Annotated in this window: 14 protein-coding genes; 7 read left to right on the top strand and 7 right to left on the bottom strand. The window is 71.9% G+C overall.

From position 1 onward, the window contains the following. Positions 1 to 178 precede the first annotated feature (178 nt). The 3 genes from NQU54_RS43405 to NQU54_RS43395 form a co-directional block, all read right to left on the bottom strand. Entirely contained in the window at positions 179 to 2,950 is a 2,772-nt protein-coding gene (locus NQU54_RS43405) for an AfsR/SARP family transcriptional regulator (protein WP_257635806.1), read from the bottom strand. 191 nt (positions 2,951 to 3,141) lie between these two features. Then, complete coding sequence (locus NQU54_RS43400) at positions 3,142 to 4,080, bottom strand: TauD/TfdA dioxygenase family protein (protein WP_257635805.1); 939 nt, start codon at positions 4,078 to 4,080, stop codon at positions 3,142 to 3,144. Between the two features lie 362 nt (positions 4,081 to 4,442). After that, a complete protein-coding gene (locus tag NQU54_RS43395; RefSeq protein ID WP_257635804.1) occupies positions 4,443 to 5,363 on the bottom strand; it encodes a LysR family transcriptional regulator in 921 nt (306 codons plus the stop codon). A gap of 88 nt (positions 5,364 to 5,451) precedes the next feature. Here NQU54_RS43395 and NQU54_RS43390 point away from each other — a divergent pair, with 88 nt between their 5' ends. The 6 genes from NQU54_RS43390 to NQU54_RS43365 all read left to right on the top strand — a co-directional run bounded on the left by NQU54_RS43390 (position 5,452) and on the right by NQU54_RS43365 (position 10,780). Further along, on the top strand, positions 5,452 to 5,829 hold the full coding sequence (locus NQU54_RS43390) for a YybH family protein (protein ID WP_099012417.1): 378 nt from the start codon (positions 5,452 to 5,454) through the stop codon (positions 5,827 to 5,829). Further along, on the top strand, positions 5,829 to 7,019 hold the full coding sequence (locus NQU54_RS43385) for a flavin-dependent oxidoreductase (RefSeq protein ID WP_257635803.1): 1,191 nt from the start codon (positions 5,829 to 5,831) through the stop codon (positions 7,017 to 7,019). The genes NQU54_RS43390 and NQU54_RS43385 overlap by 1 nt, the downstream gene beginning before the upstream one ends. 203 nt (positions 7,020 to 7,222) lie before the next feature. Further along, positions 7,223 to 8,365, top strand: a complete 1,143-nt coding sequence (locus NQU54_RS43380) for an inorganic phosphate transporter (protein ID WP_257635802.1) — start codon at positions 7,223 to 7,225, stop codon at positions 8,363 to 8,365. 36 nt (positions 8,366 to 8,401) lie between these two features. Then, positions 8,402 to 8,641: a hypothetical protein gene (locus NQU54_RS43375; RefSeq protein WP_257635801.1), complete on the top strand. Its 240-nt coding sequence runs from the start codon at positions 8,402 to 8,404 to the stop codon at positions 8,639 to 8,641. Between the two features lie 78 nt (positions 8,642 to 8,719). Then, the gene (locus NQU54_RS43370; RefSeq protein WP_257635800.1) at positions 8,720 to 9,565 is read left to right on the top strand and encodes a pentapeptide repeat-containing protein; all 846 of its coding nucleotides are present in this window, start codon (positions 8,720 to 8,722) and stop codon (positions 9,563 to 9,565) included. 39 nt (positions 9,566 to 9,604) lie between these two features. Then, on the top strand, positions 9,605 to 10,780 hold the full coding sequence (locus tag NQU54_RS43365; protein ID WP_257635799.1) for a damage-control phosphatase ARMT1 family protein: 1,176 nt from the start codon (positions 9,605 to 9,607) through the stop codon (positions 10,778 to 10,780). A 79-nt stretch (positions 10,781 to 10,859) separates the two neighbouring features. On the opposite strand, the gene NQU54_RS43360 is transcribed toward NQU54_RS43365, so the two are convergent. Together NQU54_RS43360 and NQU54_RS43355 are read right to left on the bottom strand one after the other, a co-directional pair. Next, positions 10,860 to 11,135 carry a hypothetical protein gene (locus tag NQU54_RS43360; protein ID WP_257635798.1) on the bottom strand — a complete coding sequence of 92 codons (276 nt, stop codon included), beginning with the start codon at positions 11,133 to 11,135 and terminating at the stop codon, positions 10,860 to 10,862. A 196-nt stretch (positions 11,136 to 11,331) separates the two neighbouring features. After that, positions 11,332 to 11,616 carry a hypothetical protein gene (locus NQU54_RS43355; RefSeq protein WP_257635797.1) on the bottom strand — a complete coding sequence of 95 codons (285 nt, stop codon included), beginning with the start codon at positions 11,614 to 11,616 and terminating at the stop codon, positions 11,332 to 11,334. A gap of 247 nt (positions 11,617 to 11,863) precedes the next feature. Here NQU54_RS43355 and NQU54_RS43350 point away from each other — a divergent pair, with 247 nt between their 5' ends. Beyond that, positions 11,864 to 12,532, top strand: a complete 669-nt coding sequence (locus tag NQU54_RS43350; protein WP_069862272.1) for a pentapeptide repeat-containing protein — start codon at positions 11,864 to 11,866, stop codon at positions 12,530 to 12,532. 117 nt (positions 12,533 to 12,649) lie between these two features. On the opposite strand, the gene NQU54_RS43345 is transcribed toward NQU54_RS43350, so the two are convergent. Next, positions 12,650 to 13,420 (bottom strand): ArsR/SmtB family transcription factor, encoded by a 771-nt coding sequence (locus NQU54_RS43345; RefSeq protein WP_257635808.1) that lies wholly within the window; start codon positions 13,418 to 13,420, stop codon positions 12,650 to 12,652. A gap of 87 nt (positions 13,421 to 13,507) precedes the next feature. Next, entirely contained in the window at positions 13,508 to 14,014 is a 507-nt protein-coding gene (locus NQU54_RS43340) for a mycothiol transferase (protein WP_257635796.1), read from the bottom strand. Between the last annotated feature and the right edge of the window lie 186 nt (positions 14,015 to 14,200).

Below are 14,200 nucleotides of genomic sequence, written 5' to 3'. Positions count from 1 at the left end.
GGGGGGGGGCCCCGAAGGCGGTAACCCCGCCGCCCCACAAGCCGTACCTCTGCCCCTCGCGAGCTGTGAACCCCGCTCCTCCGCGAGCTGTGAACCCCGCCCCCCCCGCGAGCCGTGAACCCCGCCCCCCGCGAGCCGTAAACCCCGCCCCCCGCCCGACGTTCCCCGGATCCCGCTCTCAGTGCGGGCCGGGGCCGATCTGCAAGGTCATACAGGCGGGGAAGAGTCCGCTCCAGGTGTGCCCGCGCCAGCTCTCGTAGGTACCGGGACGCTTCCACACGGGCAGCGCCTGGTCCATATGGGTCCGGCCCTCGGGGAACCTGCCCTGTTCCATGTAGGTGATCCCGATCTCGTAGAGGGCGAAGCCCTCCAGGTGGATGTTGCCCGTGCGGCGGGCGTACTCCAGGCTCTCCTTGAAACAGGTCAGGGCGTCCTCGGGACGGCCCAGGCCCCGATGGGCCCGGCCGAGGTTGCCCAGGCCGATCACCTCGGCCGACAGATCCCCGGCCGCACGGGCGAGGGCCAGCTGCCGCTCCTGCACCGTGATGGCCTCCTCGAACAGGCCCAGTTCACACAGCGCGTCCGCCAGATTGCACGCGGAGCGCAACTCGCCCTCCCGATGGCCCAGTTCACGCCAGATCTCCAGCGCCGACTCCAGGGCCTCCCGCACCTCGTCATAGCTGTGCAGCAGCCAGTACGCGGCGGAGAGGCCGTCCAGCGCCCATGCCTCGCTCTCCCGGTCGCCCAGGCGGCGGGCGGTCTCGATGGCCAGCTCGTTGACGGTCGAGAGGTCCTGGGCGTGGGCCCGGGGGAAGAGGAACCACTGGAGCGCCCGCGCAAGCCGCAGCCCCAGCCGTGCGATCGCCTCGGGCCGGGCGGGCTCGGCCGCCTGGGCCACGGCGGCCAGCAGATTGGGGAGCTCGGCTTTCAGCCAGCGTTCGGCCTCGTCATGGCCGTCCAGCGGGACCGCCGGGCCCTCGACGGGATGCCGGGGCCAGGGGCGGAGCGGGTCGAGCAGGGTGACCGCCCGCTGGGCGGTGGCCGCGTAGCGGGTCAGCGCCCGCTCCAGCGCCGCCGAGCGCTCCGCCTCCGGCTCCTCCTGCTCCGCCAGCTCCGACGCGAACAGCCGCAGCAGATCGTGCATGTGGTAACGGACGGAGTCCCGGCTCTCCAGGAGCTGGGCGTCGACCAGCCGCTCCAGCGCGTTCTCGGTGCGGTCGGCGGGCAGGTCCAGCAGCGCGGCCGCCACCGGCACGCTCATATCGTGCCCGTGCACCACGCTGAGCAGCCGGAAGGCGCGGACCGCGTCCAGGTCGTCGGAGCGCCGGCCGAGCCGGAACGCCTCGTAGCTCACCTGGAAGCTGATCCGGACGGCCAGATCGCCGAAGCGCAGCTCGTCCAGCCGCCCCCGGGCGTCGGTCAGCTTGGTCACCAGGGTGCGCAGCGGCCAGGCGGGGCGGGCGGCCAGCCGGGCGCCCGCGATCCGCAGCGCCAGCGGCAGCCCGCCGCACAGCCGGGTGATCTCCTCGGCCTCCGCCGGCTCGGCCCCCACCCGCTCGCCGCCCACGACCCGCTCCAGAAGTGCCACCGCCTGGTCCTGGGGGAGCACATCCAGATGCAGATGGGTGGCGCCCTCCAGGGTGGTCAGCATCTCCCGGCTGGTGACCAGCGCGGCACAGCCCGGCCCGGCGGGGATCAGCGGCCGCACCTGGTCCACGCTCGCGGCGTTGTCGAGGATCACCAGCAGCCTCCGGCCCGCCGCCAGCGAACGGAACTGCGCGGACGCCTCGTCGGCGTCGGCCGGCACGTTCGAGCCGTCCACACCGAGCGCGCGCAGGAAGCGGCCGAGCACCTCGCCGGGGTCGAGGGCCGACTGCCCGGCGGTCGCCCCGTACAGATCCACATAGAGCTGGCCGTCGGGGAAGCGGTCGGCGAGCTGGTGGGCCACATGGATGGCCAGGGTCGACTTGCCGACCCCGCCGGTGCCGTCGATGGCCGCGAGCACCACGGACCGTCCGCCCTCGTCCGTAGCCGGGTCCCCGGCCGCGTCCATCAGCGCCTGGATCACCGCGACCTCGCCGTGGCGGCCGGTGAACGCGGGGCTGGCGGGCGGCAGTTGGCGGGGCCCACGGGGGGCCTTGCGGGGAGCGGGGGAGGGCCGGTCCGCCTCCGGGGCGGCCGGGGCCATCAGGGAGGCGTCGGCGTTCAGGATCCGCTCGTGCAGTCCGCGCAGCGGCGGGGTCGGCTCGACCCCGAGCTCCTCGTTCAGCAGCCGGTGCAGATCGCGGTAGACGGCCAGGGCGTCGGCCTGCCGGCCGGACCGGTACAGGGCCAGCATCAGCCGGCCGCGCAGCTCCTCACGGAACGGATGCTCGACGGTCAGCGCCTCCAGCTCGCGCAGGACGGCCGTATGCCGCCCGCACCGCAGATCCGCGTCGATCCGGGCGTCCACGGCCTGGAGCCGGCACTCCTCGAGACGGCTGGCCTCCGCCGCCACCGCCGGGGTCGGGGGCACATCGGCGAACGGGGTGCCGCGCCACATCGCCAGCGCCTCGCGCAGCCGCTCCGCGGCGGTCTCGGGCGCCTCCCGGTCCAGGCACCGCCGCCCCTCCTCGACCAGCTGCTCGAACCGGTGGGCGTCGAACTCGGCGGCCTCCACCGCCAGCCGGTAGCCCTGTGCCTTGTAGCCCTGCTTCTCGGTGATCAGGGTCTGCCCGGCCTCGTCGCCCATGGTCTGGCGGAGCCGGGAGACATAGGTCTGGAGCAGTTTGGTGGCGCTCTGGGGCGCCCGGCCCTCGCCCCAGAGCTCGTCCAGGAGCCGCTCGGTGGAGACGGTCTGGTTGGCGTGGCACAGCAGCACGGCGAGCAGCGTGCGCCACTTGGCCGGCCCGAGGGAAGCCCACCCCTCGCCGTCGCGCAGCTCAAGCGCCCCCAGGACCCGGTATCGCACCCGTCGCCCTCCCTCGGCTCGTCAACTGACCATTCCGCAACGGTTATACCTCCGATGTGGCCCCCACCGCGCATCGTTCCATCCGCCTGGCGGGAGTCCGCGCCGGGTGCGGGCTTTCCAGGGCCTTCCATAGGCTTTCGCGGATGACCGAAAATCTTCGCGGCGGGGGCCGCCTCGTCCGTCGGCCGAGGTCAGAAGGGCCGGTCGCCCTCGATGGCGACGCGTTCGGCGACCCTGGGATACGGGGCGTAGTCGTTGACCGCGTAGTGCTGGGTGGCGCGGTTGTCCCAGAACGCGATGTCGCCCGGCTGCCAGTGGAACCGCACCTGGTACTCCGGGACATGCGCCTGCCGGCACAGGAAGCTCAGCAGCCGGTCGCTCTCCTCCCGCTCCATCCCGGTGATCCGGGTGGTGAAGGAGGTGTTGACGAACAGCATCCGCCGTCCGGTCTCCGGATGGGTGCGCACGACCGGGTGCTCCACCGGCGGGAACACCTCCTGGAACGGGGCGAGCCGCTCGGGCTCGTAGAAGCGGGCGAAGCCGGGGATGAAGTCGTGGACCGCGGTGGCGCCGTCGATGCGCTCCTTCACCTCCGCCGGGAGGTTGTCGTACGCCGCCGCCATGTCCGCCCACATGGTGTCCCCGCCGACCGGCGGCACCTCGCGCAGCTGCAACACGGCGCCGAGCGCGGGGCGGGCGCGGAAGGTGACGTCGGTGTGCCAGATGTTCTCGAAGGTCGGCGTGGCGCCGGACCCCTTGTCGAAGCGGACGACATCCTCGCTGGAACCCGCGGCGAGCAGGGGGTTGGTCTCCAACTCGCCCCAGTGGCGGGCGAATCCGCGCTGTTGCTCCGGGGTGAGGTGCTGGCCACGGAAGAAGATCACCTTCCACTCCAGCAGGGCGCGGTTGAGCTCCTCGCGCAGCGCGGGCTCCAGCGGCAGGGAGAGGTCCAGGCCGCGGATCTCGGCCCCGATGACGCGTCCGAGGGGGGCGACCTCGAACCGCTCGTACGGACGCTCCTCCCATTCCTCGGGCAGCCGCCGCAGCACGCGCGTGCCCTCGTACATTCCGTCCGGCGGGATGGTGGCCTCGCGCAGAGCCGCTGCTGGTGTGGTGTCGACGACGGTCATGGCGTCTCCTCATGCGTGACAACGGACAAGGGGGCAGGTGGTGGTGGGGGGTGCCTTCGTGCCGCGGGGAGCCACGGGAACGACGTCCGGATCGTCCGGGGCGTCGCGATGTCCGGGTCGTCAGGGGCGACCGGCGATCGCGAGCGTCAGAGGAATGACCGGCGTGGCCTCGGGGCGCGGGGGCGGTGGCCGCGGGATGTGCGGAGTCCCGGCTAGCGTCCCGAGCGCTCACACCCGGCTCGGTCCGGGGCGCGTAGATGTCCCATCGCGTCGAACCGGTGCCTGATCATGCCCGCAATTCTGGAATCTTCCCTGGTGAGCTGTCAACGGGTGGTGCCATGCGCGCTTGCGGAGATGACCGCTCACCCGGCGGCGCGGTCACGGTCCGGCGTGGTGGCCGCCCCGGTCGCCAAGGCGGTACGGGTGCGCTCGACGAAGGTCCGGCCGGCCGGGCCGCTCGGGCCGTCCGCCCGCCAGGCGAAGGCCAGCCGCCCCCGCAGCGCCGGCCGGTCGATGAGGATCGACCGCAGCCGGTCCGACCGCGCCTCGGCGAACGCGCCGGGCAGGATCGCCGCGCCCAGCCCCCGCTCGGCGAGCTGCGCCAGCACCTCCGGATCGCTGGCCTCGAACGCGATATGCGGAGTGAAACCGGCGGCCGCGCACGCCTCGTCGATCCGGGTGCGCAGCCCTGTGCCACGCGGCAGGCTGATCAGCGCACGGCCCCGCAGGGTGTCCAGCGAGATGGCCGAGTGCACGGCGAGCTCATGGCCGGGGCCGACCGCGGCCACGATCGGCTGATCCGTGATCACCTCCAGCTCGACACCGGGCGGGGTCGTGGGGCCCACGCTGACGATCGCCGCGTCGAGCCGTCCCGTGCGCAGACCCTCCAGCAGCTCGGCCGACGTGGCCTCGGTGAGGGTGATCTCCACCGCCGGATGGGCGTCGTGGAACTCCGCCAGCAGCCCCGGCAGATCCACGCTGTGCGAGGTGACCGTGCCGACCGCGACATGCCCGCGCAGCAGTCCGGTCAGCTCGTCGACGGCGAGCCGGGCGCCCGCCACCGCCGCGAGCGCGGCCCGTGCGTACGGGAGCACCGCCGCGCCCGCCTCGGTCAGCCGCACCGAGCGGCCGGAGCGGTCCAGCAACTGCTGGCCCAGCTCACGCTCCAGCCGGCGGATCTGTGCGCTGACCCCCGGCTGGGCCACATGCACCTTCTCGGCGGCCCGGGTGAAGTTCCGCTCCTCGGCCACCGCCACGAAGTACTCAAGCTGCCGCAGCTCCATAACGAATGATTCTAGCAATCAGACTTACCATCTCTTGGACTTCTGATCGTGCCCGCCGGAGGGTGGAGGCAGACGAAAGGAGTCGACCATGACCGAGACCCGTACCCGCGCCACCACCCCCGAGGATCTCGCCCGGCTGTTCGTGGAGCGCGCCAACGCCGGTGACGCCGAGGGGCTGGCCGAGCTCTACGAGCCCGACGCGGTGCTCGCCTACCCGCCGGGCGCCACGACCGTCGGCCGGGAGGCGATCCGCGCCGTCTGCGAGCGGATGCTGGCGCATGCCCCGCGCCCCTTCCAGGTGGAGGAGGCGCTGCCGACCGTCCACTACGGCGATCTGGCCCTCACCTCGACCCGGCCCGCCGACCACACCGGCGGCCGGGTGCAGGTGGCCCGCCGCCAGCCGGACGGCACCTGGCTGCGCATCATCGACCGTCCCGAGATCCGCCCCGGGGCCGGAGCCGAGTGATGACCGTGCTCATCGCCGGGGCCGGGATCGGCGGGCTGACCGCCGCCCTGAGCCTCCACGCGGCCGGGGTCGAGGCGGCGGTCGTCGAGAGCGCCCGCGAGATCCGGCCACTCGGCGTCGGGATCAATCTGCTGCCGCACGCCGTGCGCGAGCTCATCGAACTCGGCCTCGGCGATGAGCTCGCCGCCATCGGCGTGGCCACCGCCGAGAATGTGTACTGCGACCGGTCCGGCCGACGGATCTTCACCGAACCGCGGGGCGTGGCCCAGGGCTATCGCTGGCCGCAGTACTCGGTCCACCGCGGGGAGCTCCAGCGGCTGCTCCTCGCCGCGGTCCGCGAGCGCCTCGGTGCGGACGCGGTCCGCACCGGGGCGCGGGTGGTGGGATTCGACGGCTCCGGGGCGCGGGACCGGGTGCGCGTACGTGTCCTCGACCGCGCGACGGGAGCGGTCGAGGACACGTACGCGCGGGCGCTGATCGGCGCCGACGGGCTGCACTCCGCGGTCCGCGCCGCGCTGCACCCGCGGGGCGGTCCGCTGCTGTGGTCGGGCATCCGGATGTGGCGGGGCACCACACGGGCCGAGCCGTTTCTCACCGGGCGCTCGATGGTGATCGTGCGCGACGGGGACGCCGAGCTGGTCGCGTATCCGATCGGCGGCGGCCGGATCAACTGGGTCTGCCAGGTGCGGATGTCCGAGCCCGGACCGCTCACCGGGGAGGCGGCCTGGAACCGGGCGGGCCGGCTCGCCGATGTGCTGCCGTACTTCGCGGACTGGCGGCTGGGCTGGCTCGATGTGCCCGGTCTGCTGACCGGCGGCGGCGAGATCCTCGAATATCCGATGGTCGACCGCGAGCCGCTGCCGTGGTGGGGGAGCGGGCGGGTGACGCTGCTCGGCGACGCCGCACATCCGATGTATCCGGTGGGGGCCAACGGCGCCTCCCAGGCCGTCGTGGACGCCCGTGTCCTCGCCCGCGAACTCGCTGGGGCGGAGGGTGTGCCGGCCGCGCTGGCCCGCTACGAGACCGAGCGCCGCGAGGCGACGGCGGCCGTCGTACGGGCCAACCGGGCCATGAACCGGGCCGGTGCCCGGACCCCCGAGGAGCTCGCCCGCCTCACCGACACCTACCGGGACACCACGGGAGGCGATGTGCGGACGCTCAACGCCCGCGCCTCCCTGAGCTGCCGGTGAGCGGTCCTGACGGCGGGCCGGAGCGGTATGTGTCGCCGGTCGGGGCCGTGTTCACGGTGCCGACCGGGCCCGGCCGTTGGGCCCGACCGCCAGCGTTGGCGCCCTTCTGACGCCGCGCTTAGCGTGGACATCAGGCAGCGGTCTTCACGAGACGGTCCGACGCGAACGATGTGCCGGACCACTCCTGGTGCGGGAGGTCGGGAATGGACTCCGTCTCCTTCCTTCTGGTGGCCGTCATCCTCACGGCACTGGCCTTCGACTTCACCAACGGCTTCCACGACACCGCCAATTCGATGGCCACGTCCATTGCCACGGGGGCGCTGTCACCCCGGGTCGCCGTCCTCGTCGCCGCGGTGCTCAATCTCGCCGGGGCCTTTCTCTCCACGGAAGTGGCCAAGACGATTTCCAACGGCATCGTCGACGATGCCGAGGTCTCCCCGGTCATGATCTTCGCGGGGCTGATCGGGGCGATTCTCTGGAATCTGATCACCTGGCTCGCCGGGCTGCCGTCGAGCTCCTCGCACGCCCTGTTCGGCGGGCTGATCGGCGCCGTGTGGGTGGGTGCCGGGGAATCCGCGGTGCGTTTCACCGCCATCGTCGAGAAGATCGTGATTCCGGCGGTCGCCTCACCGGTGGTGGCCTGTGCGGTTGCCACGCTGGCGACCTATCTCGCCTATGTGATCACCCACCGGGCGGCCGCCCAGGTGGCGCGGAAGGGCTTCCGCGCGGGCCAGGTGGGATCCGCCTCCCTGGTGGCCCTCGCCCACGGCACCAACGACGCCCAGAAGACGATGGGCGTCATCACGCTCACCCTTATCGCCGGCGGGGTGCTCGGCCACGGCTCCGGACCCCCGTGGTGGGTGGTGCTCATGGCCGGCCTGGCGATCTCGTTCGGCACCTATGTGGGCGGGTGGCGGATCATCCGGACCATGGGAAAGGGGCTGACCGACATCCAGCCCCCGCAGGGCTTCGCCGCCGAGACCAGCGCCACCGCGGTGATCCTGGCCTCGTCACATCTGGGCTTCCCGCTGTCCACCACCCAGGTGTGCACCGGCAGCATCCTGGGCGCCGGGCTCGGCCGCAGGCTGGCCCATGTGCGCTGGGGGATCGCCGGGCGGATCGCCATGTCCTGGCTGCTGACCCTGCCCGCGGCGGCGGCCGTGGGAGGCGTCGCCGCCTGGGTGGCGGGCCGGGGCAACGCGGGGGTGGCCCTGGTGGCGGGCGTGGCCGTCGCGGCGGCGGTGGGCTTCTACGCGCTCTCGCGCCGCCGCCCGGTGAACCCGGACAACGTCAACGAGCCCCGCGTCCGCGAGCCCGCCGAGCGCACCCTGGACACGACCGCCTGACCCGGATGACGACCTTCGTCGAAGGAGCTGATCGCGATGGGCACCACCTGGGGCACGATCGGCGGGGTCTTCGGGGTCAGCCTCGGCGTCACCGTCCTGGTGGTCGTGATGTTCTCCCTCGGCGTGGCCGCCTGGGCCCGCGCCGGTGGCGGCGCACCGCGCCACGGGGCGCCCCGCGGCCGCTGGGACACGGTGGCGGCGGCCGCGGCGGTGGTGTGTTTCGCCGCGTGCCTGGCGATCGCCGCCTATGGAATCGACCTGATCATTTCCGGCTGAGCCCGCTTGCGACAATGGAAGGCCACCGAGCACCGCTGCGCACCGCGGTGCTCTTGTCCACGCGGGAGACCACGCACGGTGTCGACTACGCCCGAAACCCCCTCCTCCGGTCCGGCCACCGCCGCGGACCGCCCCGCCCTGCGGGCCGACTGCGGCAGCTGCTTCGGGCTGTGCTGTGTCGCCCTGCCCTTCGCGGCCTCCACGGACTTCGCGATCGGCAAGGACGCGGGCGAGCCCTGCCGCAACCTCCGGACCGACTTCCGCTGCGGTATCCACTCCCGGCTGCGGGCGGAGGGCTTCCCGGGCTGCACGGTCTACGACTGCTTCGGCGCCGGGCAGAAGGTCTCCCAGCTCACCTTCGAGGGCCGTGACTGGCGTCGGCACCCGGGGGCGGCCGCCGAGATGTTCGCCGTCTTCCCCGTCATGCGCCACCTCCATGAGCTGCTCTGGTACCTCACCGAGGCCCTGACCCTGCCGGCCGCCCGGCCCGTCCACGGCGCACTGCGCGAGGCCCTGCGGGAGACGGAACACCTCACCCTCCGCGGTGCCGCCGAGCTGAGGGAGCTCGATGTGGCGGCCCACCGCGACCTGGTCAATCAGCTCCTGCTGCGGACGAGCGAGCTGGTACGGGCCGGGATCCCGGGAAAGAAGAAGAACCGCAGGGGAGCCGATCTCATCGGCGCCGATCTGCGGGGAGCCGATCTGCGCGGCGCCAACCTCCGCGGGGCCCGCCTCATCGCGGCGAACCTCGCCCGAGCCGATCTGACGGCGGCCGACCTGATCGGGGCCGACCTCCGCGACACCGACCTGAGCGCGGCCGACCTGCGGGGAGCCGTCTTCCTCACCCAGGCCCAGCTGAACGCGGCCAAGGGCGACGCCGCCACCCGGCTGCCGACGGGCCTCACCCGCCCCGCGCACTGGTGACCCCTCAGCGCCACCGCGCGGTGTGCGACCCTGACTGCCATGTCCGACACCGTCGACGCGCCCGTGATCCGCAGCGATGAGCCCGGATCGTTCTCCCGGAGTGTGCTGGCCGAGCGCCATCCCGCACTGATCGAGAAGGTGCGCGACGCCTTCCCCTACGGCCCCGGGCAGCACCGCGCCCTCGACGCGCTGCGCGACAACGCCGCCGAGGGCACCATCGCCCCGCTCCCGCCGACCGCGTACGACCACGACCGGTGGGCGGTGTGGGGCCGGGAGCACTTCGGCCGGTCCTGGTTCGACGTCCCGTTCCTGTGGGCGGAGAGCTACTTCTACCGCCGGCTCCTGGAAGCCGTGGGCTATTTCGCCGACGGCCCCTGGCGGGGCGTCGACCCGTTCCGCCCCTTCAAACAGGCCGAACTGCACACCCCCGAGACCGAGGCCGAACTGGCCATGCTCGATGACATCCTGCGCGAACCCGCCGGGGAACAGGCGGCCGCGCTGGTACACGGCTCCCTGTGGGGCAACCGCGCGGACCTGGGCTTCCGTATCTCCTCATCGGCCGCGGACACGGCGGGCGGCGACACCCCGCCGCTGGTCGCGGACGACTCGGAGGCGCTGTGGTCACTGCTGCCCGTCGGCTCTCCGGCCACGCTGTGCGTGGTGGCGGACAACGCGGGGCGGGAGCTGCTCCCCGACCTGGTCCTGATCGACCATGTGCTCCACCACGGGCGCGCCGAGCGGGCGGTGCTCCAGGTCAAGCCGTATCCGTACTACGTCTCCGACGCCACCACCGAGGATGTCGTCGACTGTCTGCGCCGTCTGACGCGGTCGGAGGGCGCCGCGGCCGGGGCCGGCGGACGGCTGTGGGCCGCCATGGGCGACGGGCGGCTCACGGTGCGGGCGCATGACTTCTTCCGCGCCCCGCTGCCGTACGAGGAGATGCCCGGCGATCTGCGGAGCGAGTTCGCCGAGGCCACGCTCACCGTGATGAAGGGCGATCTGAACTACCGCCGCCTGGTCGGCGACCGGCTGTGGCCCCCGACCACCTCCTTCGCCGACCGCACCGCGTACTTCCCCGGCCCGGTGGCCGCGCTGCGCACCCTGAAGTCGGATGTCATCGTCGGCCTCGACGAGCGGACCGTGGCCGCGCTGGACGAGCGGGAGGACCACTGGCGTACGAGCGGCGCCCATGCGCTGATCCAGGTACGGCGGTGAGGCGCGCGCTCCCCCCACCGCTGCGGGAGTGAGGGGAGCGCGCTGGTTCGGCAATCGTGGCGCCGGATTTCGCCGGAGGTTACCCCCCGATGTTGTTGAGGCAGGTGCTGCCGATGGTGACGTCACCGCTCGGGGCGGCCCCGCCGATGGAGTAGGCGCCCCCGTTGAGGGTGTCACAGTCGTTGCTCTGGAAAATGAAGGTGGAGACGTCGAAGCTGGTGGGAGCCCCGGTGTTTCTGTCGGAGCCGCCGTAGCCGTTGGCGGCCGCGGTGCCGGTGCCGAGGAGCGCCAGGGCGCCGGCGGTCGCGGCGAGCAGGACGGCCTTCTTCGCGATCTGCATGGATTCCTCCGTCATGAAGCGCAGGATGAAATAACTGACATCAGGATTTAACGAAAGAAAGACCGCAGAAGTCAGGTAAGCGCGCCGGCGATTGACCCGTCCAGCGCACGATTCACCCCCTCGGCCACCGTGAATTAGGGCGCCGAAACAGCGCGCTCCCCCACCGCTGCGCGGGTGGGGGAGCGCGCTGGTCGCCGGATTTCGCCGGAGGTTACCCCCTGATGTTGTTGAGGCAGGTGCTGCCGATCTTGATGTCACCGCTCGGGGCGGCCCCGCCGATGGAGTAGGCGCCCCCGTTGAGGGTGTCACAGTCGTTGCGCTGGAAAATGAAGGTGTCGATGTCGACGTTGGTGGGAACCTCGGCGCTTCTGTTGGAGTCGCCGCCGTAACCGCCTTGACCGCCGCCGTAGCCGTTGGCGGCCGCGGTGCCGGTGCCGAGAAGCGCCAGGGTGCTGGCGGTCGCGGCGAGCAGGACGGCCTTCTTCGCAATCTGCATGGATTCCTCCGTGTCGGGTCGCAGAGCGAATAATCTGACGGCCCGATTTAACGGAGGAATCCCCGGAAAAATGTGCTCAGCGCACCGGAGAGTGGGCCATCCGGCACACGTTATCGCTCTCACGTGTCAGGTGGCGGATGTCCACGGCGTAGGCCGGGCCGTCCCTCCGACGGCCTCACGGGGTTGTCGGTCGCGGATGGCAGTATCGGGCTCGTACGCCGTCCGCCCCCGGGAAAGTGAGTTCCGCATGGCACCGTCCCCCCGTGACCTCGACGATCTGCCCTTCGCGGACCATCTGCGGCCGTTCGACGGAGCCTTGGCGGAAGGCGGTGACTACGACACCGTTCATCTGGACGGCGAGGCGTTCGACGGTGCCGTATGTGACAACGCGCGGTTCCTCGAGTCCGCGTTCTCCTCGGTGACCTTCACCGGGGGCCGTGGCCGTGGGGCCCGGTTCAATGAGGTGTGGCTGGACGGGGTGCGGTGGGTCGGCACCGATCTGGCGGACACCGACTGGCTGGACGGCGAGCTCAACGGCTGTGTGCTGGCCGGTCTCGAGATGTTCTCCACCCGGCTGCACCGGGTGGTCTTCCACCGGTGCAAGCTGGAATCGGTGAATCTGCGCAATGCCACGCTGCGGGACGTCACCTTCGTGGACTGTCTGCTGCGCGATGTCGACCTCGGTGGCGCGGGGCTGACGGATGTGGCGTTTCCGGGGTCGGCGCTGGAGGGTGTGCGGTTCGGCAAGGCGCGGATGGCGAAGGTCGATCTGCGGGAGGCCACGCGGCTGGAGATCACCGATGGATATGACGCGCTGGGCGGCGCCACCATCGGCAGCGGGCAGTTGATGGAGCTCGCGCCGATGCTCGCCGACGCTTTGGGGATCACGGTGCGGGACGGTGGCGCCGCGCGCTGAGCGCCCACGTCCCACCCACGGATCCCACCGGTCCCACGGGTCCCACCGGCCGCACCGGTCAGGGAAGGCGGGCCTCGGGGCCGCCGGGTCGCGACCGGCGGTGGCCGAGGACATCGGTCACCGGGGGACCAGCCACGGCTGCTGCGGCAGCGGGCTCCCGGTCTCGATCAGCGACTTCAGATTGGACAGCACCGCGGCCCAGCCACCGGCCACCGCGGTCCGCTCGGCCTCGTCCGCCAGGTTCTCATGGGTCACGGTCAGCCGGACGATGTCGCCGTGCGGCTGGATGTCGAAGGTGACCCGGGAGGGCTGGGCGGCGGCATCGGCGTCGGGCGCGGCCCAGGTGGTCACCAGCCGGGTGGGCGGTGAGCTCTCCACGACCGTGCCGACGGCGTCGGCGGTGCCGGAGCCGTCCGTCCGCTGGTGTTCCCACGGTGAGCCGACCTGCCAGTCCGACACATTGGTGTGGCCCCAGTACTCGGCCGTGAGGTCGGCGTCGGTCAGCGCGTGCCAGACCTTCTCCGGTGTGCTCTCGATATAGATGACGTACACGAACGTCGGCTTGTCGGCCATCGCTTCCTCCGCTTTCTCGGCTTGCTGTTTCACCAGGCTCAGCGCGCGCAGCCGCGGGCGCTCGAACTTGTCGATCCAGCGCTCCTGGATCTCATTCAGGGGGACGGGGTTGAGGTAATGGAGTTTTTCGCGGCCCCGCCGCACGGTGCTGACCAGATTGGCGGCCTCGAGGACCGCCAGATGCTGGGTCGCCGACTGGCGGGTCATCTCCAGCCGCCGGCACAGCTCGCCCAGCGTCTGGCCGTTGTGCTCATGCAGCCTGTCCAGCAGGTATCGCCGGGTCTGATCGGCCAGCGCCTTGAAGACCTTGTCCATCTCTGAGCTCACACCGAACGTTATGCAGGTAATTGCCTGCCTGTCAATGCGGGCGAGGTGACAGCTCCCGTTCTCGGAAATCCCGCGTTATCGCCTGCGGATCGCGCCGCGGATGAACGCCGCCTGCCCGACGTGCTGCAAATCGTCAGCGATCACACTGACCAGCCGGACACCGAGGGTCACCGGCGGGGTCCACCGCTCGTCCACGATCCGTTCGAGATCGGAGACGCGAAGGCCGCGGACGAAGGCCAGCGTGTTCTCGTGAACGGCGTCGTAGTACCCGGTGAGCAACTCGGCGTCCGCCCGCACCGCCGCCACGTCCTTGCTCCGGTGGCCGTAGCCGGTGGCCTCCGGCGGGAACGGCAGGCCGAACCGCTCGGCCCAGCCCTCGGACGTCCACAGCTGTTCGGTGCCCGCGGCGTCGGCGATGTGGTCGTCCTGGATCCGGGTGAGATGCCAGGTGAGCCAGGCGATCGAATTGGCCCCGCTGTCGAGCCGTACGGCGAGCTCGTCCGCCGAGAGCCCCTCCACGGCCGCATGCACCTCCTCGCGCACCCGCTCGAAGGCGTCGGCCAGCAGATCGGCGCTGTTCATTCGCGGCTCCTCGCTCGTGGTGACCTCCCGGCCATGGTTTCACCCCGCGGCCCCGGCCATGGGGTGCCGACTCGCCGGGGCATGAGACCGAGGGGATCGGGACCCGCGGTATGCGAGTTTCCTGTGAGCGCCGGCCTCGAAGGCTGCCTCCTGCCCGATCGATGCAGGCCACAGGCTTGGTGCTGT

It is taken from the genome of Streptomyces malaysiensis subsp. samsunensis (assembly GCF_024519315.1).
Lineage (GTDB): Bacteria > Actinomycetota > Actinomycetes > Streptomycetales > Streptomycetaceae > Streptomyces > Streptomyces malaysiensis.
Note: the sequence above shows the minus strand (reverse complement) of the source record. Positions and strands in the feature narration are given on the sequence as shown.

What these genes read in the sequence shown, in the direction of transcription:
- NQU54_RS43350 (WP_069862272.1), top strand. Translation starts at nt 11,864, where the DNA reads ATGGCACCGTCCCCCCGTGACCTCGACGATCTGCCCTTCGCGGACCAT.
- NQU54_RS43390 (WP_099012417.1), top strand. Translation starts at nt 5,452, where the DNA reads ATGACCGAGACCCGTACCCGCGCCACCACCCCCGAGGATCTCGCCCGG.
- NQU54_RS43385 (WP_257635803.1), top strand. Translation starts at nt 5,829, where the DNA reads ATGACCGTGCTCATCGCCGGGGCCGGGATCGGCGGGCTGACCGCCGCC.
- NQU54_RS43375 (WP_257635801.1), top strand. Translation starts at nt 8,402, where the DNA reads ATGGGCACCACCTGGGGCACGATCGGCGGGGTCTTCGGGGTCAGCCTC.
- NQU54_RS43395 (WP_257635804.1), bottom strand. Translation starts at nt 5,363, where the DNA reads ATGGAGCTGCGGCAGCTTGAGTACTTCGTGGCGGTGGCCGAGGAGCGG.
- NQU54_RS43380 (WP_257635802.1), top strand. Translation starts at nt 7,223, where the DNA reads ATGGACTCCGTCTCCTTCCTTCTGGTGGCCGTCATCCTCACGGCACTG.
- NQU54_RS43400 (WP_257635805.1), bottom strand. Translation starts at nt 4,080, where the DNA reads ATGACCGTCGTCGACACCACACCAGCAGCGGCTCTGCGCGAGGCCACC.
- NQU54_RS43360 (WP_257635798.1), bottom strand. Translation starts at nt 11,135, where the DNA reads ATGACGGAGGAATCCATGCAGATCGCGAAGAAGGCCGTCCTGCTCGCC.
- NQU54_RS43365 (WP_257635799.1), top strand. Translation starts at nt 9,605, where the DNA reads ATGTCCGACACCGTCGACGCGCCCGTGATCCGCAGCGATGAGCCCGGA.
- NQU54_RS43345 (WP_257635808.1), bottom strand. Translation starts at nt 13,420, where the DNA reads ATGGACAAGGTCTTCAAGGCGCTGGCCGATCAGACCCGGCGATACCTG.
- NQU54_RS43355 (WP_257635797.1), bottom strand. Translation starts at nt 11,616, where the DNA reads ATGCAGATTGCGAAGAAGGCCGTCCTGCTCGCCGCGACCGCCAGCACC.
- NQU54_RS43340 (WP_257635796.1), bottom strand. Translation starts at nt 14,014, where the DNA reads ATGAACAGCGCCGATCTGCTGGCCGACGCCTTCGAGCGGGTGCGCGAG.